The organism is Lactococcus cremoris subsp. cremoris KW2, from assembly GCF_000468955.1.
GTDB classification, from domain to species: domain Bacteria; phylum Bacillota; class Bacilli; order Lactobacillales; family Streptococcaceae; genus Lactococcus; species Lactococcus cremoris.
Genome location: NC_022369.1, coordinates 19,984 through 40,228 on the forward strand (window position 1 = coordinate 19,984; position 20,245 = coordinate 40,228).

Below are 20,245 nucleotides of genomic sequence, written 5' to 3' on the forward strand. Positions count from 1 at the left end.
TGACTAAAAATAGCACCTATTTTATGAAAAATTCTAGGAATTAAAAAGATAAAGATTACAACAGAAATTATTCTATGGAATGAATAAGATGTTGGGCAAGGTTTTAATCATGCAAAAACAAAGAATAAAAATTAATAGCGGGGTAGCCTTGGTGATGCTTTTGATGATCATTCCGGGCTTTTTTGCTTTCCCGCAATCAAGATATTTTGCTGACAAAGCGGTCAGCAAACCTAAAAATATTGTCGTAGCAGATAAAGTTACAGAAAAAGAAACTTGGGACTCAATTCCTCCAAGAGCCGTGGCTCTTCAAGATATAGAACTCTATGAAGATGAACAATTGACAAAATCTGTAGGAAAGCTTTCCGCTAAAACGCAGTTAGATATTTCAGAAATTGCTGGGAAAGCTTTTAAACTCAAGGATGGAAAATATATTTTAGCTGACAAGAAAAATATTATCTCAGATGTCACTATTTCTCGGGAAAATACAAATAGAACTATCTATACTAATAAAAGTGTCAACGTATTTTACAATCCAGTAACCACTTACGATAACCAAGTAATGACAACGCTGAATGGGACACATCAAATTTTGGCGGACAAAATCGCTAAAACTAACTGGGGAACTTATTATGAAATTTCATTGGAGAGTGGTCAAAAAGGCTGGGTTTCAGAAGATGATATTTCCTTAGAAAATCCTAAAATACAGCAAGTTCAAACCCTACTAAATAAAAAATATAATGATAAGAAATATTCAATTTATGTAAAAGAACTTAATGACAAGTTTACAGCTGGTGTAAATCAAAATCAAGAAATGTATTCAGCAAGTCTTTCTAAAATTCCAATTCTTTATTGGACTCAGAAAAGGCTCAATGAAGGATTGGCTTCTCTTGATGACAAACTTTTGTATACACCAGCCATTAATACTTTTTATGGAAGTTACAAACCAGAAGGGACAGGAAACCTGCCAAAGACAGCAGACAATAAATATTATAGTCTGCAAGACATCATAAATAGAACGGCAAAACTTTCAGATAATGTAGGAAGTAACATGCTTGCTTACTATGAAACCCAAGAATTTAATCCAAATTATCAAAAAGAAATCAACAAAATTGCTGGACAAGAATGGAATCCAAAAGAACGAAATGCTTCTGCTCAGATGGTTGGTAAAATGCTAGAAGCGCTTTATAATGAGGGAGGAGCTTCATTTAATGCTCTATTTGATACTGATTTTGATGATGTAAAAATCAAAGCAGCTATTCCTAAAAATGTTCCAGTAGCACATAAAATAGGTGGTGCGGATACAGATAATCACGATGCAGCCATTATCTTTACGAGTGAGCCCTATCTTTTGGTCATTGAAACAAATGGTGGAAGTGATGATGAAATAAAGAATATTTCACAAGATGTTTATGGAGTTATGAAATGACACCAGCTCAACTTAAATTTCTAAAAATAGTAACTAAAGAAAAATACTTTGCGGAAAATTCGAAAATTTTACTGGCTTTATCAGGCGGTAAAGACTCAATGACCCTCTTTAATTGGCTCTATGAGCTTAGAGCAAAGCTCCATATAGAATTGGGAATAGCTCACATTAATCACGGCTTACGACCCGAATCAGACTTTGAAGAACAAGCCTTACGTAAAATGGCCAGTGACCTAGAGATTCCAATTTTTGTTGACAGATTTACAGGAGAGTTTACAGAGCAAAAAGCTCGGGAGTCTCGCTACCACTTTTTTGAAAAAATAATGATAGCTGAAAATTATGATGTTCTTCTGACTGCACACCATCAAGGCGATGTCGTTGAAACTGTATTAATGCGTCAAATTACTGGGCGTCCTTTGAGAAGTTTACAGGGAATTGCTGACTGTCAACCCTTTGCTAAGGGACAATTAATTCGTCCATTACTCAAATTTACAAAAGAAGAGCTTGATGCGGCGGTCTTTTATGAAGATTCGACCAATCAAGGAGTAGATTATTTTAGAAATAGAATACGGAATCAGCTTATTCCCGAATTAACAAAAGAAAATCCTCAATTTTCGCAGGCAATCAGTGATTTAAGCTCAGAAATAAAAATGGCCTTAACAGTGATTAATCAAAAAATTTCGGAACTTGAAATTGTTGATGAAAAAATCTCTTATCACAAATTTATTTCTCAAACAAAAGAATTACAGCACTTCATTTTACAAGCATTTTTTGCTCAGTACCCAGAAATAAAAGTAAGTAAGAAAAAATTTGAAGAAATCTTACATATTATCAGACGTCCACAACAATATTCTGCTCAATTGAATAAAGATTTTCAGTTTGTGAAGACCAAAGATCACTTTTATATTGAAAAAAGGAAGTTAATCACACCTTCACTCGAAATTTTAAGTGAAAATCCTAACGATACAAGTTTTATGGAAGTATACTTACCTTTAGAAGGACAATTAGAAATTCGCAAGCGACAACCTGGTGATCAAATATTGATTAATGGTCACCATAAAAAATTACGAAAGTTTTTTATTGACAATCATGTTCCCTTACAAGCTCGTGAGAACCCTCTCATCTTTGTCGAAAAAAAACTTTACGCAATCGTCGGAGTCGCATGCTCTGATTTGAGTAAAGCGCTCAAAAATGATAAAATTAGAAGAATATTATGGGTCAAACCCAGTATAGGAGAGGAAATCAACGATGCTCGAAAAAAATCTTGATAAGGCCATTGAAAAAGTACTAGTTTCAGAAGAAGAAATTATTGAAAAATCCAAAGAACTTGGAGAAATATTAACAAAAGAATACGAAGGGAAAAATCCTTTAGTTTTAGGAATTCTTCGTGGGTCAGTTCCTTTCTTAGCTGAACTAATCAAACATATTGATTGTCATCTTGAAACTGATTTTATGACCGTATCAAGCTATCACGGAGGAACAAAATCTTCTGGTGAAGTAAAATTGATTTTAGACGTTGATACAGCGGTTAAAGGTCGTGAAATCTTGATTGTTGAAGATATTATCGACACAGGTCGCACTTTAAAATATCTAAAAGAACTTTTGGAACATCGTGGAGCAAATGTAAAAATTGTTACGCTTCTTGATAAACCAGAAGGAAGAATTGTTGAAATTAAACCAGATTATTCAGGATTTACCATTCCAAATGAATTTGTTGTTGGCTTTGGTTTAGACTACGAAGAAAACTACCGTAACCTCCCATATGTTGGGGTTTTGAAGCCTGAGGTTTATAGTAAATAATTCAATGATTTAAGTAGGTTAAAAATTTTCTCAGACTAAAGTATGAAAAAATCTCTGACCAATACTTACTATTAGCATTCCAAAAGGAAATATGCTATAACTAGGTATAGCTGTTATTGATTAGCTTGTATCCTTTATTACCAGTGATACTAAGAAGTAAATTCTTGGCTTTTCTAATAATAAATAAACAAAAGATAAGGAAAATATGAATAACAACAAACAACCAAGACAAGGAAATTTTGTAAAAAATATCTTAATGTGGGTTATATTGGCTATTGTTGTTGTTGTCGGTTTCAATTTCTTCTTCAGTAGTAATCAATCAGGAGTGGATAAAATTAGCTATTCACAATTGATGACTAAACTTGATGATAATAATATTGAAAACGTCACAATGCAACCATCAGATAGCTTAATTACTGTAACAGGTGAGTATAAAAAACCTGTAAAAGTAAAAGGAACAAACAATTTCCCACTTTTAGGTAACACTACAAGTGAAGTTAAAAACTTCCAAGCTTATATTATTCCAACTGACAGTGTTGTCAAAGATATCCAAAATGCAGCTAAAAGTAATGATGTAAAACTTAGTGTCGTTCAAGCGTCATCAAGCGGTATGTGGGTTCAAATTCTCTCATATATCATCCCAATGCTTTTATTTGTTGGTATCTTCTGGCTCATGATGGGTGGAATGGGCGCTCGTGGCGGAGGTGGCGGTGGAAATCCGATGTCCTTCGGTAAATCTCGTGCTAAACAACAAGATGGTAAAACATCTAAAGTTCGTTTTGCTGATGTTGCCGGTTCTGAAGAGGAAAAACAAGAGCTTGTTGAAGTTGTTGACTTCCTTAAAAATCCGAAAAAATATCATGATTTAGGTGCTCGTATCCCAGCAGGTGTTCTCCTTGAAGGCCCTCCGGGTACAGGTAAAACTTTGCTTGCTAAGGCTGTTGCCGGTGAAGCAGGAGTTCCTTTCTATAGTATCTCAGGTTCTGATTTCGTTGAAATGTTTGTCGGAGTCGGAGCTTCACGTGTTCGTGATTTATTTGAAAATGCGAAGAAAACTGCTCCATCAATCATTTTCATCGATGAAATTGATGCTGTTGGTCGCCAACGTGGTGCAGGTTTAGGTGGGGGTAATGATGAACGTGAACAAACCCTCAACCAATTGCTTGTTGAAATGGACGGATTCCAAGATGATGGAAACTCAGTAATCGTTATTGCTGCAACTAACCGTTCAGATGTGCTTGACCCAGCGCTTTTACGTCCAGGTCGTTTTGACCGTAAAGTTTTGGTCGGAGCACCAGATGTTAAAGGTCGTGAAGCTGTCCTTAAAGTCCATGCTAAAAACAAACCTTTAGCAAGTGATGTTGATTTACACACTGTTGCTACACAAACTCCTGGTTATGTCGGAGCTGATTTGGAAAATGTTTTGAATGAAGCTGCTCTTGTTGCTGCACGTCAAAATAAAAAAGAAATCAATGCTGCTGATATTGATGAAGGAATGGACCGTGCAATGGCTGGTCCTGCTAAGAAAGATCGTATTCAATCAATGCGTGAGCGTGAAATCGTGGCTTATCACGAAGCAGGTCATGCTATTGTTGGTCTCGTTCTTGAAAATGGATCTACTGTTCGTAAAGTTACCGTTGTCCCTCGTGGACGTATCGGTGGTTACATGCTTGCTCTTCCAGATGAAGAAATCATGCAACCAACTAATCTTCATCTCCAAGATCAACTTGCCAGCCTTATGGGTGGACGACTTGGTGAAGAAATTGTCTTTGGTGTAGCTACTCCAGGTGCATCAAATGACATTGAAAAAGCAACACACATTGCTCGTTCAATGGTAACTGAATATGGGATGTCTAAGAAACTTGGTATGGTATCTTATGAAGGAGACCATCAAGTATTTATCGGTCGTGACTATGGTCAGACTAAGACTTACTCAGAAGCTACTGCTGTTATGATTGATGATGAAGTGCGTCGTATTCTTGGTGAAGCTTATGACCGTGCCAAAGAAGCAATTGAAACACATCGTGAACAACATAAAGCAATTGCGCAAGCTCTGCTTAAATACGAAACGCTCGATGCGAAACAAATCATGTCGCTCTTTACAACAGGTAAAATGCCTGATGAAGCAGCTGCAGCAGAAGTACCAGAACCAAAAACATTTGAAGAATCTCTCAAAGATGCAAATGCAAATGTTGATAATTCCTCAAAGATTGACCTCCGTAAAGGGGAAGAAAAATCTGACTCTAAACCAGAAGAAAATAAGGAAAAATCAGAAGACGAAACAGCCAATTAAGGCTGTTTTTCTTTTTTTTATGCTTTAGAATAATCCATTTAGTTTATTCTTGACAAAAAATATTATTTTGATATAATTAAATAGTTGTCGTTTGAGACGACTGACTTTCTTATTATGAATTAAATATATTATTTTGAAAAGTTAACACAGTTTATTCTTGACAAAAAAATATAAAAGTGTATAATAGAAAAGTACTGTTTGAGACAGCACAACAATATATGGTCCGTTGGTCAAGGGGTTAAGACACCGCCTTTTCACGGCGGTAACACGGGTTCGAATCCCGTACGGACTATATCTGGAGGATTACCCAAGTCCGGCTGAAGGGAACGGTCTTGAAAACCGTCAGGCGTGTAAAAGCGTGCGTGGGTTCGAATCCCACATCCTCCTTTTTAATTATCGCGGGATGGAGCAGCTAGGTAGCTCGTCGGGCTCATAACCCGAAGGTCATAGGTTCAAATCCTATTCCCGCAATTAAAGGCTCGGTAGCTCAGTTGGTAGAGCAATGGATTGAAGCTCCATGTGTCGGCGGTTCGATTCCGTCTCGCGCCATTCCTTATTTAGCGGATGTAGTTTAATGGTAGAACCCCAGCCTTCCAAGCTGGCTACGCGAGTTCGATTCTCGTCATCCGCTTAACTTAATATTTTGGGAGTTTAGCTCAGTTGGTTAGAGCACTGTGTTGATAACGCAGGGGTCCCAGGTTCGAATCCTGGAATTCCCATATTTGGTATTAATTGCATAGGAGATATACCTGTTCCCATGTCGAACACAGAAGTCAAGTCCTATTGCGCTGGAAGTACTTGGGGGTTGCCCCCTGGGAGATAAAGACGATGCCAAGTTTACATTGCGGATTAGCTCAGTTGGTAGTAGCGCATGACTGTTAATCATGATGTCGTCAGTTCGAGTCTGACATCCGCAGTAACTAAGTCACCTAAGGGTGACTTTTTTTATTTTATAAATTTCATTAATAAATCTTGGCACGTCCTTTTGTGTCAGGATTTTTATTTACAGTCTTATTGGTAGCGGTTACAATATAATTATATTAGTTACTATGTAAAGGAGTCTGAAATGACTGATACTGTAAGCTTAAAAGTACGAGTTCAAAAACTTGGTACTGCGTTATCTAATATGGTAATGCCCAATATTCCTGTTTTAATTGCCTGGGGGGTGTTGACGATGTTCTTCATTCCTGATGGTTTTACACCTAATAAAACTTTTGCAGCGATGGTTAGTCCCATGCTTGCTTTTCTTATTCCCTTAATGATTGGTTATACCGGTGGGAAAAATATTTATGAGCACCGTGGAGGAGTAGTTGGTGCGATTGCAACCTTTGGTTCAATAATTGCGACAGCTAGTATTTCTGTAGGTGGTCTGAATGCTAAAGGAAATGTTCCTATGATTTTAGGAGCGATGATTTTAGGACCTTTTGGCGCTTGGTTAATTAAAAAATTTGATGAATATATTCATCCACATATTAAAGCGGGCCTTGAAATGCTTATAAATAACTTTTCAGCAGGCTTAGTGGGATTTGGTTTATCTCTTTTTGCTGTTAAAGTGGTTGGCCCACTTGTGGCTTGGCTAACAGATGTGATGGGACATGGCGTAGACTTTTTAATCTCTAACCATTTAATTCCTCTTGCTAATCTTTTTATTGAGCCAGCAAAAATTTTATTTTTAAATAATGCAATCAATCAGGGAATCTTATCACCTTTAGGAATTCAACAGGTTTCTGAAAATGGGAAATCGCTTCTATTTTTATTGGAAGCTAATCCCGGTCCAGGGCTTGGAATTCTGATTGCCTTTATGCTTTTTGGTAAGGGTTCAGCTAAAGCAACAGCACCTGGTGCGATTTTAATTCAATTTGTTGGTGGAATCCATGAAATTTACTTTCCTTATGTCATGATGAAACCTGCGCTCTTTTTTGCCGTCATGGCTGGCGGGGTGTCTGGAACTTTAACAAATAACTTATTAGGTTCTGGTCTTGCAGCTCCTGCTTCACCTGGTTCGATTATTGCAATCACGGGAATGGCATCTGGTAAATCAGCGGGAGGCTTTGCAAATGTTCTTTGCGTCTGGGCAGGGATTGCTGTAGCAGCAATTGTCTCTTTTCTTGTAGCAGCCTTCATTTTAAAACGAGATAGATCGATGATTGATGATTCTGCTTTTGAAAATGCCAAAGTAGGAGTAGCTACTGATAAGGCTGTCAGTAAGGGACAAGACTCTGTCAGCAATATTGTTACTGACAGAGTCGATTTTTCTGCGATTAAACATATCATTTTTGCTTGTGATGCGGGAATGGGTTCATCGGCCATGGGTGCTTCTATTTTGAGAAATAAAGTCAAAAAAGCTGGTTTGGGGCAAGATGTTACGAATGTCGCCATTGCTAACTTAAAAGCCGGTTCTGACACAATTGTCGTCACACAAGAGGAACTTGCGCCACGAGCTGCGACAATGGCTCCTGATGCTCATAGATATTCAGTGGCTAATTTCCTTAACTCACCTCGTTACGATGAAATTATCAGTAATCTAATGAATACTAACGAAGCTGTCAGTGAACCTATCATTGCTGACGACTTGGTCAGTAGAGAAGAGATAGATTTGAATCAAATTGATGAAGTTGTTTTTGCTCATGATGGTTTACACATTGGTTCAAGTACTATGGGCAAAGAAACCTTACAGGCAATTTTTAGCAGACATGATGTTAAGATTCCTATTTCTGATGTTGAATTTATTGGATTAGGCGCATTTAATGCTAAAAACATCATGATCGTTACAAAAGAAGAATTCACGACAATAGCAAAACAGAAAGCTCCAAATGCTCAACATCTTTCCGTTGAGTCTTTGATTACTACTCCAGAATACATCAATATGGTAAATCGAATGAACAAATAAAAAATCAATTGATTAGCTGATTAGTGAATAAGTAGAAATCAAAACAAAAAGGAATATTTATGTTTTTAACAAGTCGTGAGCAAAAATTAATCCATACATTTTTGAAACGTGGAACGCTTACGATATCAGAAATGATGGAAATAACAGGAACAAGTCGCAGAACCCTTTATCGCGATTTAAATAACTTACAAAAATCTTTACCAGAAGAGATAAGTTTACAAACTTCTGAGGAAGGATATTTTATAAAAGGAGATATAAAGCAACTTTCTCAAGCTCATGAACTAGTAGAATATACGATGACTGAGCGCTTGTACGGTGAGATACTTTTATTGATTGAAAATAAAGCATCCATTTTGTCATTAACTGATTATTTTGGTATTAGTCAGCCAACGGTCACGAATGATTTGAGACAATTAGAACAGACCTTACTTGAAAATGAAATTTCATTAATAAGGGAGCGGGGCCTAAAGATTGAGGGATTAGAAGAGAATATTCGGTCAGTATTTGTGGCTGCAATATATAATTCTGCATCGCTTCAAGAATTGATTAGTAATCAACTTTCAGACAATAAACTTTTAAGTATCTTGGACTTAGATAAATTTAAGCAAGCTTATGATGCTTTTGAATCCCTAATCTTGCCAGAAGATATGACAGATAAAGTGAGAGTGCTGATGGAACTCTTTCTTGTAACAACTCTAATCCGGATAGACGAGGGACATTTCATCACAAGTGAGAGTCTTAGTAGTCCAAGCAAAGGAGCGCTGAACTTTGTTAATAAATTACTGACAGCTCTGTCAGTAACAAAATTTGTTGTATCTGAGATTACTTATCTTGCTTCGGTCTATGAAATTTTATATTTTGGATTTGGCCGAGAATTATTATTTATGGAAAAATTTGATACAGATTTCTCCTATAAAATTCGTCAGATTATTGATCGGGTTTCCACAAAACTTGAGATTGAATTTGGAAAAGACGACCGATTATATGGTTTGCTTTATGCTCATCTCAAAGAATCAGAGATGTTACCCATTCTTTTTCCTAAAAAAGAAAATGATTTTATCAAAAAAATTAAGAAAGATAATCCAGAAATTTATAAAGCCGTCAATGAATCATTGAAGCTGATTTTTGATAAAAATTTTTCAGAAATGGAAATCACTTTTGTAACCCTTCATTTTGTGTCAACCTTGGAAAGAAGTGATCTTGTTTTACCATTACGCTCAGCACTCGTAAGTAATCGTGGACGGATTTCATGTGAATTTGTCATGAGTAATTTAAGGAAAAATTTTCCATTCTTAAAAAAAATAGACCTCATTCAAAATTCTGTGAAAGTTGTCAAATCCCAATATGATGTTATTTTTACTACTGAGAAGGAGTTTGATTATCTTTATATCAATCCAATGTTAGATCAAAAAAATCTGGATAATATTCGTCATCAATTAAGACATATTCAACAAAAATCGCGAACGATAACTATTGATTCAAAAGAGCAAAGAAACTTTTTAAATCTTAATGACTTATTTACGACTGGTAATGAAATTTTAAGCACTTTTGAAATTAAGACACTTTCAAACCAGCCAAAGTTGAGCGATACTGTAAAACAAATCGCAAAAACTGTAAACGAAGATGATGGAGAATTAGCAGAACTAATAGAAGAAAGATTTCGGGAGACACATCTGGCAATTCCTGAAACTAATATTGCTCTTTTTCATGCAGTTCATTCATCGATTTCAAGTCCACTATTCAAGATTTATGAGCTAAGTCAGGAAATTGAGGGGATGGCAATGGACCATCAAATGATAAAAATTAATCGTGTTTTACTACTTTTGGCACCTCCAGAAGTACCAGAATATGTTTCATATTTACTCGGAAAACTTTCCAGTTCGATTATTGAAAATAAGCTTTATACAAGAATATATGATTCCGGTAACTATGAAATTGTTAGTGAGTTGCTAAGGGAAATAATCATAGAAGCTGTTAAACAGTATGGTGATTAGGTTTACGGAGTGTGTAAACCTAGTAAACCAAGAAAGGTGAAGAAAAATGGAAATCCAAAAAGAGCTTATTAAAATCAATCAAAATTTTTCAAATAAGGAAGAAGCAATTAATTATTGTGGAAAATTGTTGGTTGATGGAGGATGCGTCAACTCAAATTATGTTTCAGCGATGCTTGATAGAGATAAAGAATTATCGGTTTATATGGGCAATTTTATCGCGATTCCTCATGGGACGGATTCAGCAAAAAAAGAAGTTTTAAAAACAGGAGTCGTAATTGTCCAAGTTCCTCGAGGAGTAAATTTTGGAACAGAAGAAAATCCGAAACTAGCAACGATGCTTTTTGGAATCGCAGGAATAGAAGATGAGCATCTTGACCTCATTCAAAAAATCTCAATTTTTTGTGCTGACGTTGACAATGTTGTAAAGCTGGCTGATGCTCAATCAGTTGAGGAGATTGCAAAATACTTTGAAAATTAATCAATAAAATCAAAAAAATGGCACAACTTTCGGTGCCATTTTTTATATTTACCACCACAATGTAAAAGCTTACAATTGCTTATGTAAAGGGATTTTAGAAGATTCTATTTGAACTTTTTACTATCTAAATAAAGGAGCAGTAAGTAAGATGAAAAAAGCAGTACATTTTGGTGCAGGAAATATTGGTCGTGGTTTTATTGGGGAAATTCTAAGTAAAAATGGCTTTGAGATTTACTTCGTTGACACGAATAAGGCGATAATTGATGAACTTAATACTCGACATTCTTATGAAATTGGTATCGCAAGTAGTAGTCCTGAAAAAATTTCTGTTTCAGGAGTATTTGGGATTAACAATGGTGAAAATCCTGAGGATGTAATTGAGGCAATTGCTCAAGCTGATATAGTAACGACAGCAATTGGACCAAATATTTTGCCTTATATTGCTGAGCTTGTTGCCAAAGGCATTCAAAAACGTAAAGAAGAGAATAAGCAAGTCCAAATAGATATTATTGCTTGTGAAAATATGATTGGGGGCTCAGAGTTTTTAGAAAAGAAGGTGGCTGAATATTTATCAGACTCTGATAAAGTTTACCTTGCAAATTACATAGGGTTTCCCAATGCTGCCGTTGACCGCATTGTACCTGGTCAAAAGCATGAAGATCTTCTTTATGTTGAAGTAGAGCCCTTTTGTGAGTGGGTGATTGACGAGAGTCAGATAAAAAATAAAAGTTTTAAACTTGAAGGCGTTCATTATGCCAGTAATCTTGAACCTTTCATAGAGCGTAAACTTTTCTCTGTAAACTCAGGACATGCTACAGTCGCTTATTCTAGCGCATATAAAGGTTATAAAACAATTTTGGAAGGTTTACAGCACAAAGAGATTTTAAGTGCTTTAAAGGGTGTACAGAAAGAAACACGCGCTTTACTTTTAGCCAAATGGCCCCAATATTTTACGGAAGAAGATTTGATGAGCTATCATCAAATGATTATCTCTCGCTTTGCTAATCCAAAAATTATTGATGAGGTGACGCGGGTTGCACGAACACCTATTCGAAAGTTAGGTTATGACGAACGCTTTATTCGCCCTATTCGTGAATTAAATGAACGTGGTCTCTCTTATCAAAATCATTTAGATATTGTTGGAAAAATTTTTGCTTACCAGGATGAAAATGATAGTCAGTCAGTTCAACTTCAAGAAAAGCTTAGCACAATGGATCTTCAAAGGCTTATTGAAGAAGTCACTGGCCTATCAAATAAAAAAATAATTTTGGAAATTGAACTAGTGATTAAGAAATATAAAAATGACAGCAAGTAGACAGAGAATATTTTATCAATGGATTTTCTGACTTGAAATTTAACCGCTTTCTCTTGAAAAAAAAGATAAAAAGTGTTATTATAGAACCATAGAAAAAGCACTGGAATGTGCGAGCTCTTTCATTTTTTTGACCGACTATATTTGTATTGCATAGGGGTTCATGAGACATTCGGTAGCGTAATACCTCGAACGAAAGTAGGGGAAGCTGATGCGAAGCGAGAACACCCACCTAGCGTTTTAGCGGGTTCAATACACGGAGGAGCACACGGCATTCAATCAGTGTTTTTTTGTGTACTCGTAAAACCTCAAAAACCTGTAAAAAAATTTTTAATAGGTTGTTTGAAAAAATGATGTCCACCAAATCTCAGTAAATTTATATAATAAAAAATAGTAATTTTCGTCAGACAAGAGGCTGTATATCAATGATATGCGGCTTTTTTTGGTTCTTGTAATAAAATAATTTTGCTCTTCCTATGGGTGAGAGATTTTGATTTCAGAAAAGATATCGCAGCTATTTTTATAACTGTATTTTTGAAAAAATCGCTATAAAAAAACGGAAAAAGAGGCTTTAACCGTTTATTTTTCACTTTTAAATATGATGAAATTAATTTTCTCAGTTTTTTCCCCTTCTATACAAAAATTGAAAAAACAAGCATGAAAGTTAATAGAATTTATGAACAATATAATCAATAATTTCTTGATTTTCTGTTAGTTGGTCATGCTGTGCATTACTTCCACTAACTATTTTTTCACTATAGCTGTCGATTTCTTTTTTATATATTTTACTACTTGAAAGTGCACTAGTCAGAGGAACAACGCCATCACTGTTATCTTTATAATTTCCGGCAATTGAAATCATTTTCAAGTTATGTGGGATTTTTTCTCTTTTATTTACCATCCGTTTTAACATATCTGTTTCAGTTAATGATGCTCTATCTGGATAAGGATTTGCTTTTGGATCGAGGTAATTATATGGTGTTCCTAGTGTAATAAGGTTTTTCATTTGTGAGGTTGGCTTTTGCGCTTCTTTTTCCAAGAAAATCGTCCAAACTAATCCTCCATTAGAATGTCCTAATGCATTATAAGCTTTGAAGGAATAGAGTTGATGGGCCTTTTTCATTGCTATTTCAGTCCATTCTGCTTGTTTGTCTACTCCTTTTTCGGAACTATCTGAGAAACTAATTACAATAAAAGGATTATTAGATTTTTTAGTCAACGAAGATGTATATTGTGTAGTACCATCGGTCTTAACATTAATTTTCAGGACATCTCTTTTTCCGACTTTCTTCATCAATTTATTCATGAAGCTATCAAATCGATCCCCGTTTGCTCCAGTTCCAGGAATTAGTATGAAAGGAACTTGGTTTTGAGCCGTTTTTTGTTCAGATTTGTATTTTATAGAGCCATAAGATAGTATCAGTGATAAAACAAGCACTAGTATCATCGTAATAATGATTATTTTTTTGTGTTTTATTTTTTCTACCTCTATTCATTTATAATATTAATATCATACAATTTTTTGATGTAAGCTTCTAATTTTAAGATTACATTTAATTATTTTTCACAAATTACTTCAAGAGCCTTAAAATTTTATGAAATCTATTGTATACATACTTGTATTATACGGCTTTTTAAAAAGGATGTCTAATTGTGTGATAATATCTAAAAATTTCGTAAGGTAGCTTAGTGTATCAGCTATTAATTTGAATTTTCTTAGACTCATCATTTCAATATTAACTTGATTATTTATGCAAGTTTTACTTGGAAGTAGTAAAATATTAGGATATAATCAAAGTATGAGAAAAACAGATAGAGATCCTCTTGCTTATGGTGCCGGGGTGAGAAGTGAGAAAACTCATAATAGGTAATCTGAACTTATCACTTTAACAGAAATAGTAAATTTTGCTGACGGATGTAAAGATGTCTAACAAAAGTTTAAAGACTTGAAAGATAACAAAAATGAGAGTGATAAATGAACTAAGAAGAATTGAAGACTCTTCTATAAATAATGATTGAGAACCCCAAAAAGAGGTTATAGAAGCTTTGAAAGGCTAGACGGTTAATTGTGAGCAGTTGGATACCTGACTTAGGTTCACATCTTATATATTTTTAAGTATTTTGAAAAAAGGAGAATAAAATGGGATTAATTTTAAAACGGGAGGAAATTGTTTCATTTCTAAAAGAAAAAGCAGTCTTTGATGGAACAGAAAAAATTATTTGGGCAAATATAAGTTCAGCACAGGGGGCCTATGTGGTAGTTGTATTCAATAAATCGGGAATTTTAACATTACCAATCACTCCAATGGGGAAAATAGAAGGAGATATAATCAGTATTCCTCAAGAAGAGATACAATCGGTCACTTTTAAGAAAGGTTTACTTGCTTATAAAATGGTTGTGACTACTAAAGATAACGAAGTTCCTGATTTTAGAGTCAATAAAACAATGATAGGGTATGGTGCGCAGAGAAAAGAACTAGGCTCACTTTTAGAAAAATATAAATAAACTTACAGACTACTTGTTTGAAAATCACAAAACGAATCACAGCTTTTGGACCTACTATGATTTTCATCACCGAAGCCTCTTTTGGAAAACGGTTAATGTTTGTCATAACAGGATAAAAATTATTAATCTCAGTAAAAATCAAATTTAAGAAATGAGTTTATTTGAAAGTGTTAGAAAAAATTAAATTAACAACTGGAGTGATAAATAAATTTATTATCATTTATATGTTTATCGGTGGTATATTGGGCGGGGTGTTGGGTTATTTTTTTGTAAAATTTATTTTGAAGTTTTAAGAATTTGTTACCCAGTCCTAGATTTTAGGAATACAAAATAAAAAGCGCTTGGGCGCGTGAAAATGAAAAATTAGGTGTTCCCAGTCACTAAAAACTGGGAGGGAGTATTTTATGAAAAAAATTATATTGTCTAGTTTTGCTGTTTTTTCTATCCTATTACTTTCGGCATGCTCAACTAATCAAGCACTTAAGTCCGAAAGTTCTAGTTCGAAAATATCGCAGAATGATAACAGCAAATATGATTCAGTTATTTCAGATTTAAAGTCAGAACTTGCAGATAAAAGCGAATATAAATGGGTGTTTAAAATTGAACACAATATCACTAATGCTGATATTTCTAAGGGAGTTATGATTAATATAGCTCCTGAGAAATATGATGATTCAAAAGAATTGAAAAATACTTATATTGAATTAGGGTTGGGGGACAAGCAATCTAAAAATAAAATTATTTTACTTCAAAAGTTAGTCTCAAAGGCTGCAAAAAAACTCCCTGATGATAATTCTGAAATTACGTTAGGCTTTAAAAGTGAACAAGAAAGAAAGGGAGTTGTTCCCATTGCCCGCTCGGTAAAATCTATGGATGCAGTTCCTATACATGAATAATTCAGGCTTTAGATATAAACTAATAAGGAAATGAGCTATGAAATTTTTAATTTTAATCGATAGAATTTATTCAAAAATAATGATATTCTTCTTATTGTTGGTCATACCCTTTACTGCATTTTCAGTATATCTTTACTTGAACTTACCGAATATCATACCTGTCCAATTTGGACTAAGGTTTGAGCCTAGTAACTGGGGAAACAAAGCAACTATATTTATATTTCCATTAATTTTTTTGATTCTACCAACTTTCATGTCAAGAAAATCAATATCTTCACAAGAAAAATTATTAACAAGTAGTGAATCAGCGGAAATAATTACTATAGTTATACTGACTTTCTTGCTAATTATGATGATAGGAGTTTACTATCTTTATTTCAAGATGTTATAATATAATTCACTAAATAAATTTTATGCCAATATCTGTCAGTGCTTAACAAGTATATTAGCAGGTATGCCCCAAAGTCAAGCTGATTAAAACCGCTTTTACAAAAGAGAAAGAATTTATATCATGAGAAAAGGTGACATCATCATATTATCTGATGGACAGAAAGCTACTGTTATATTTGGTGATGAATCAAATTATCAATATAGTTGTATCGTAAAATTAGAAGATGGGCAATTAATGGTCGTTGAAGAAAAAAATATTTCTCTGCCTTCGTTAAATTAATTCCTTTTGGGCCAAACTACTGATAAAATGCTTATAAAATATAGTTTTTGGCTTCATTTGTTATTAACCTTTGTTAATCTATTGCTTGAGATATTTTTGTAAAATGAAAGTACCTCAAAAATGTGCCTATCTGACAACCACAATAAAAGGTCAGTCTAACTTTGTTTGTACCTGGATATGTGCCAAAACTATCTTTCGATTTTATAAACCCATAGTTTAATTTCTATGTGTTTTTTTATTTATTAATTTAAAGATTTAGGAAAGAATAAAAATTAATATTACAAAAACAGACAAAATATAACTTTATGAAATAATTCGTGCGATTTCTGTTATAATATTAAATGAAGCAGATTTATCATCGCTTCTTGTTTAAAAATCAAGTGTCTGAGTTGATAAATTTGGATAAGAAGATAATAAGTGAGACTAGAAAGTGGATATTGTTGATCATTAGAAACTATGAGCCAAAAGATTTGGAAGAAATTATCAGGCTTTTTAAAAAGACTATTTTTGAGATAAATATTGCTGACTATGATTTAGCTCAAGTAGAGGCTTGGTCAAAAGTCGATAAGCTAAGATTTAATGATAATTTGTTGGCTACGAATTCAAGGCTTGTAGTTAATCAAGATGAGATAGTTGGTTTTGGTAATATTGATGATAGAGGTTATATTGATTTGTTTTACATAAGTGCAGATTATCAACGGCAGGGAGTTGGTCAGCAATTGTTAAAGGATTTGGAAAAAAGTTCTCAGGCTCTTATGTTTAGCGTTAATTCTTCGATTACAGCAAAAGCTTTTTTTGAAAAAATGGGTTATCAAGAATTGAAACAGAATCTTGTTTATTTGAGAGGACAAGAATTTATTAACTACACCTTACTAAAAAAAGCTAAATAATCTAAGCAAAATTTTTAATTTAAAGATTTAATCAAACTACGTGCAAGCGCTGAGCCACGATAAAAGCTGACAGGAGTTATTATTATGACAACGAAAACAGTCAATAAACATCTATTTGTCTGGTTGGGAAGTTTCCTATTTGGCGGACTTGGAGTCGATCGTTTTATGCGTGGACAAATTGGAGTTGGAATTTGTAAATTGTTATTCAACGGATTTACTCTTGGAATTTGGTCTTTAGTGGATTGGATTATAGCAATGGTAAAAGCTTACAGTACTTATAATGATACGGAAGATATTACTTTTATTAACGGGGGTTACTCTAGATAAAAGTAAGTCTCTTTAAATGTATTCTATCAGAACAATTACTGATTGATTTATAAATAAAAAAATAGATCCATATCATGGGTCTATTTTTTTATTTAATTCTTTTTATCTACCAAATCTAAAAGGAATTCATTGACACTTGGATAGATAGCTTCTTCACCAACCAGATTGATAAGTCCTGTTCTTCTAAAGGATTCTTTTAATTTACCATTCATTGAAGCAAAGACAATTTGGCGATTTTCTTCATGGAAAAGGCTATAAATATCAATTAGTAACTTAATGGAAGTGACATCAATCATTGGAACACCTCTTAGAGAGAGGACAATGTTTGTGTTTGTAGGAAGGGCATCAATGACCTGTTTTAGTTTACTGCTATTTAAAAAGAAAAGTGGGCCAGAGATATAAATGACAGTCCATTCGCTAAATACTTCATGATGATTTTGACTAATTCGTTCGGGTTCGATTTGAGAACTGTTAATTTCAATTTGGGAAATTTTTAAGATGAAAAGTAAGAAGCCAACGATGATTCCGGCTAAGATTGCAGTACTCAAATCAAAAATAACCGTAATAATCATAGTTACAAAAAACTCAATCATCCCACTCTTTAATTTATTTTTGAATAAGAAACGAATTGCTTCCCATTCATTCATTCTTAGGGCAGTCATGATAAGAACACCAGCAAGGGCACTGAGTGGGATGTGTGTCATAAATGGGGCAAACAAGAACATTGATAAAAGTAAAATGAGTGCGTGAATAATACCAGTTAAGCGAGTTTGCGCTCCAGCCTTAATTGCCACACTTGTTCGAGCGATTGCGGCTGTAGCTGGAATACCTCCGAAGAAGGGGATAAAAATGTTCCCAATTCCTTGAGCGACAAGTTCTTGGTTATTATCCATTGGATGGTTAGTAGCACGTCCAGCAGATGCTCCACATAGGAGACTTTCAGTCATTCCAAGGACGGTGATGCTTATGGCTGGAATAAGGAGGGTCTTCATATCTTGAAGATTTATTTCAGTTAAACGAAGATGTGCTTGGGGAATGAGTGTTGTAGGGATTTTTCCTACGACTGGGACATTTAATTTTAAAGCAAGGACCGCAAGGGTTGAAAGAAGGATAGCCAATAAAGAAGCTGGAAATTTTTTCCCCCATGATTTGGGATAAAAAATCATTAATAAAATCGTTAAAAGTCCAATAATTGTTGAGGGATAATCAATATGTAACCCTCCGATAAATTTCATTAAATCAAAAAAAGAACCTGTAAAGTGTTCAATCCCGAAAAAGTTTTTAATTTGTCCGCTGGCAATAATGATTGCAATTCCGGAAGTAAAACCTGTAATGACTGGAGATGGAATGAGTGAGATAAGGTTTCCTAAACGGAAAATACCAGCAAGTAAGAGAAAGATTCCAGCCATGAAAGTGGCTATAAAAATTCCATTCATTCCGTATTTGCCAATGAGTGATATTAAGATAGCGGCCATCGCTCCTGTTGGGCCTGAGATTTGATAAAAGGCGCCAGAAAAGGAACTAATAATTAGGCCCGCGACAATCGCTGTGATTAGTCCGGCTGCTGCCGTTGTTCCACTGGACACACCAAAAGCAAGGGCTAAGGGGAGAGCAACGGCTGCTACGGTAATTCCTGCCATCAAATCTTGCAAGAATTTTCGTCGATTGTAGTCTTTGAACTCTGAGTTAATAATACCTAAAAATTGTTTAATCATAATAATTCCTTTATTTTTTTATCACAATATTCTATGATAGCAGAGATAAGTGATCTAATCAAATAATTATCGGAATCGAAATAAAATCAAGATTAGATAGATTTCTTGTAATTAAAAAACCAGAAAATAAATTTATTACTAATATCTAATGAAAAACTGAAGAATAACTGTTAAAATAATGATAGAGATTTTATTAGGAGAGGAAGATAATGATAATTAAAACAATAAATTTAGAAGACTATAAAGAAGTTGCTGAACTTATTCGTGAATCTTTTAGTCAGTCAGAACATGGTTATGGTAATGAGGCTGAACTTGTTGATAAAATTCGTAATGAAGAAGGCTATATCAAAGATTTGGAAATTGTTGCTTTTGAAGATGGTAAAATCACGGGTCATGGGCTTTTAAGTGAGGTGAGTATTGTCAATCAGAGTCAGAGTTTTAAAGGTTTGGTATTAGCTCCTCTTGATGTTTTGCCTGCCTATCAAGGAAAAGGAATTGGAGCTGCAATACTATTAGAGCTTGAAAAAAGAGCCAAAATTTTGGACTATTCCTTTATCAGCATTTTAGGTCATGAAAGTTATTATCCTAGATTTGGCTATGTTCCAGCAAGTCAATATCAAATCCAAGCACCCTTTGAAGTTCCAGATCAGAACTTTATGATTAAAGAATTAATTGATGGTAGATTAGAAGGAAAATCAGGAGTGATTCAGTACTCAGAGGCCTTTAACTAAGGAGTAACTGTCTTTCAAACTCTTGGGGGCTGGCTTGATATTTTTGAGTCAAGATAATAAAAATTCTTGCATTTTGGTCTATAAATCGGTATAATAAGCTAGTAAGTTGGCCCGGTAGCTCAGTTGGTAGAGCAGTAGACTCTTAATCTATGGGTCCAGGGTTCGAGCCCCTGCCGAGCCATAAATAGTAAAAGCACTCTAATTTTAAAAATTTAGAGTGCTTTTTTTGCTGACAGGTTTGTCAGTAAAGTAAATAGTCTGAAAATAGTGTATAATATTGTCAAAAGATTTCTGTCAGTAGAACAGGATGGTAAGTAGAG

Annotated in this window: 17 protein-coding genes, 8 tRNA genes and 1 rRNA gene; 24 read left to right on the forward strand and 2 right to left on the reverse strand. The window is 34.4% G+C overall.

Annotated elements, in window-relative coordinates:
* The first annotated feature begins 88 nt into the window (after positions 1-88).
* From KW2_RS00080 to KW2_RS00155, 16 genes are all read left to right on the forward strand, one after another.
* A complete protein-coding gene (locus KW2_RS00080) occupies positions 89-1,426 on the forward strand; it encodes a serine hydrolase (RefSeq protein ID WP_021036503.1) in 1,338 nt (445 codons plus the stop codon).
* Positions 1,423-2,691 carry a tRNA lysidine(34) synthetase TilS gene (gene tilS, locus KW2_RS00085; protein WP_021036504.1) on the forward strand — a complete coding sequence of 423 codons (1,269 nt, stop codon included), beginning with the start codon at positions 1,423-1,425 and terminating at the stop codon, positions 2,689-2,691. Before KW2_RS00080 ends, tilS begins: the two co-directional genes overlap by 4 nt.
* Positions 2,672-3,223 carry a hypoxanthine phosphoribosyltransferase gene (hpt, locus tag KW2_RS00090; protein ID WP_011675094.1) on the forward strand — a complete coding sequence of 184 codons (552 nt, stop codon included), beginning with the start codon at positions 2,672-2,674 and terminating at the stop codon, positions 3,221-3,223. The genes tilS and hpt overlap by 20 nt, the downstream gene beginning before the upstream one ends.
* Positions 3,224-3,428: 205 nt before the next feature.
* Positions 3,429-5,516, forward strand: coding sequence for an ATP-dependent zinc metalloprotease FtsH (gene ftsH / locus KW2_RS00095; RefSeq protein WP_021036505.1), 2,088 nt, complete (start codon positions 3,429-3,431; stop codon positions 5,514-5,516).
* Positions 5,517-5,736: 220 nt separating this feature from the next.
* Positions 5,737-5,808, forward strand: a tRNA-Glu gene (locus KW2_RS00100).
* 5 nt (positions 5,809-5,813) lie between these two features.
* Positions 5,814-5,903: transfer RNA gene (locus tag KW2_RS00105), tRNA-Ser, on the forward strand.
* Positions 5,904-5,913: 10 nt separating this feature from the next.
* Positions 5,914-5,987, forward strand: a tRNA-Met gene (locus tag KW2_RS00110).
* Between the two features lie 5 nt (positions 5,988-5,992).
* Positions 5,993-6,065, forward strand: a tRNA-Phe gene (locus KW2_RS00115).
* 11 nt (positions 6,066-6,076) lie between these two features.
* Positions 6,077-6,147: transfer RNA gene (locus KW2_RS00120), tRNA-Gly, on the forward strand.
* Positions 6,148-6,161: 14 nt separating this feature from the next.
* Positions 6,162-6,235: transfer RNA gene (locus tag KW2_RS00125), tRNA-Ile, on the forward strand.
* Positions 6,236-6,237: 2 nt separating this feature from the next.
* A 5S ribosomal RNA gene (gene rrf / locus KW2_RS00130) occupies positions 6,238-6,353 on the forward strand.
* A 6-nt stretch (positions 6,354-6,359) separates the two neighbouring features.
* Positions 6,360-6,433, forward strand: a tRNA-Asn gene (locus tag KW2_RS00135).
* 149 nt (positions 6,434-6,582) lie between these two features.
* Positions 6,583-8,406 (forward strand): PTS mannitol transporter subunit IIBC, encoded by a 1,824-nt coding sequence (locus KW2_RS00140; protein WP_021036506.1) that lies wholly within the window; start codon positions 6,583-6,585, stop codon positions 8,404-8,406.
* Positions 8,407-8,465: 59 nt separating this feature from the next.
* Positions 8,466-10,400, forward strand: a complete 1,935-nt coding sequence (locus KW2_RS00145) for a BglG family transcription antiterminator (RefSeq protein ID WP_021036507.1) — start codon at positions 8,466-8,468, stop codon at positions 10,398-10,400.
* Between the two features lie 46 nt (positions 10,401-10,446).
* Positions 10,447-10,878 (forward strand): PTS mannitol transporter subunit IIA, encoded by a 432-nt coding sequence (locus KW2_RS00150; RefSeq protein WP_021036508.1) that lies wholly within the window; start codon positions 10,447-10,449, stop codon positions 10,876-10,878.
* A 148-nt stretch (positions 10,879-11,026) separates the two neighbouring features.
* A complete protein-coding gene (locus tag KW2_RS00155; RefSeq protein WP_021036509.1) occupies positions 11,027-12,193 on the forward strand; it encodes a mannitol-1-phosphate 5-dehydrogenase in 1,167 nt (388 codons plus the stop codon).
* A 661-nt stretch (positions 12,194-12,854) separates the two neighbouring features.
* Here the strand turns inward: KW2_RS00155 and KW2_RS00165 are convergent.
* Positions 12,855-13,637: an alpha/beta hydrolase gene (locus KW2_RS00165; protein WP_021036510.1), complete on the reverse strand. Its 783-nt coding sequence runs from the start codon at positions 13,635-13,637 to the stop codon at positions 12,855-12,857.
* Positions 13,638-14,330: 693 nt separating this feature from the next.
* Between KW2_RS00165 and KW2_RS00170 the strand changes: the two genes are divergently transcribed.
* The 6 genes from KW2_RS00170 (at position 14,331) to KW2_RS00195 (ending at position 17,479) form a co-directional block, all read left to right on the forward strand.
* On the forward strand, positions 14,331-14,696 hold the full coding sequence (locus KW2_RS00170) for a hypothetical protein (RefSeq protein ID WP_021036511.1): 366 nt from the start codon (positions 14,331-14,333) through the stop codon (positions 14,694-14,696).
* 404 nt (positions 14,697-15,100) lie between these two features.
* Positions 15,101-15,592, forward strand: a complete 492-nt coding sequence (locus KW2_RS00175) for a hypothetical protein (RefSeq protein WP_021036512.1) — start codon at positions 15,101-15,103, stop codon at positions 15,590-15,592.
* A 79-nt stretch (positions 15,593-15,671) separates the two neighbouring features.
* Positions 15,672-15,983 carry a DUF1648 domain-containing protein gene (locus KW2_RS00180; protein WP_244878752.1) on the forward strand — a complete coding sequence of 104 codons (312 nt, stop codon included), beginning with the start codon at positions 15,672-15,674 and terminating at the stop codon, positions 15,981-15,983.
* Between the two features lie 120 nt (positions 15,984-16,103).
* Positions 16,104-16,262: a hypothetical protein gene (locus KW2_RS00185; protein ID WP_011675106.1), complete on the forward strand. Its 159-nt coding sequence runs from the start codon at positions 16,104-16,106 to the stop codon at positions 16,260-16,262.
* Positions 16,263-16,603: 341 nt separating this feature from the next.
* Positions 16,604-17,152 (forward strand): GNAT family N-acetyltransferase, encoded by a 549-nt coding sequence (locus KW2_RS00190; protein WP_231721869.1) that lies wholly within the window; start codon positions 16,604-16,606, stop codon positions 17,150-17,152.
* Positions 17,153-17,236: 84 nt separating this feature from the next.
* Positions 17,237-17,479, forward strand: coding sequence for a TM2 domain-containing protein (locus tag KW2_RS00195; RefSeq protein WP_011675109.1), 243 nt, complete (start codon positions 17,237-17,239; stop codon positions 17,477-17,479).
* A gap of 92 nt (positions 17,480-17,571) precedes the next feature.
* Here KW2_RS00195 and KW2_RS00200 read toward each other — a convergent pair whose 3' ends face one another.
* Positions 17,572-19,194: a SulP family inorganic anion transporter gene (locus KW2_RS00200; RefSeq protein WP_021036515.1), complete on the reverse strand. Its 1,623-nt coding sequence runs from the start codon at positions 19,192-19,194 to the stop codon at positions 17,572-17,574.
* A gap of 209 nt (positions 19,195-19,403) precedes the next feature.
* Here KW2_RS00200 and KW2_RS00205 point away from each other — a divergent pair, with 209 nt between their 5' ends.
* Positions 19,404-19,925: a GNAT family N-acetyltransferase gene (locus KW2_RS00205; protein ID WP_011834169.1), complete on the forward strand. Its 522-nt coding sequence runs from the start codon at positions 19,404-19,406 to the stop codon at positions 19,923-19,925.
* 108 nt (positions 19,926-20,033) lie between these two features.
* Positions 20,034-20,106, forward strand: a tRNA-Lys gene (locus KW2_RS00210).
* The last annotated feature ends 139 nt before the right edge of the window (positions 20,107-20,245 follow it).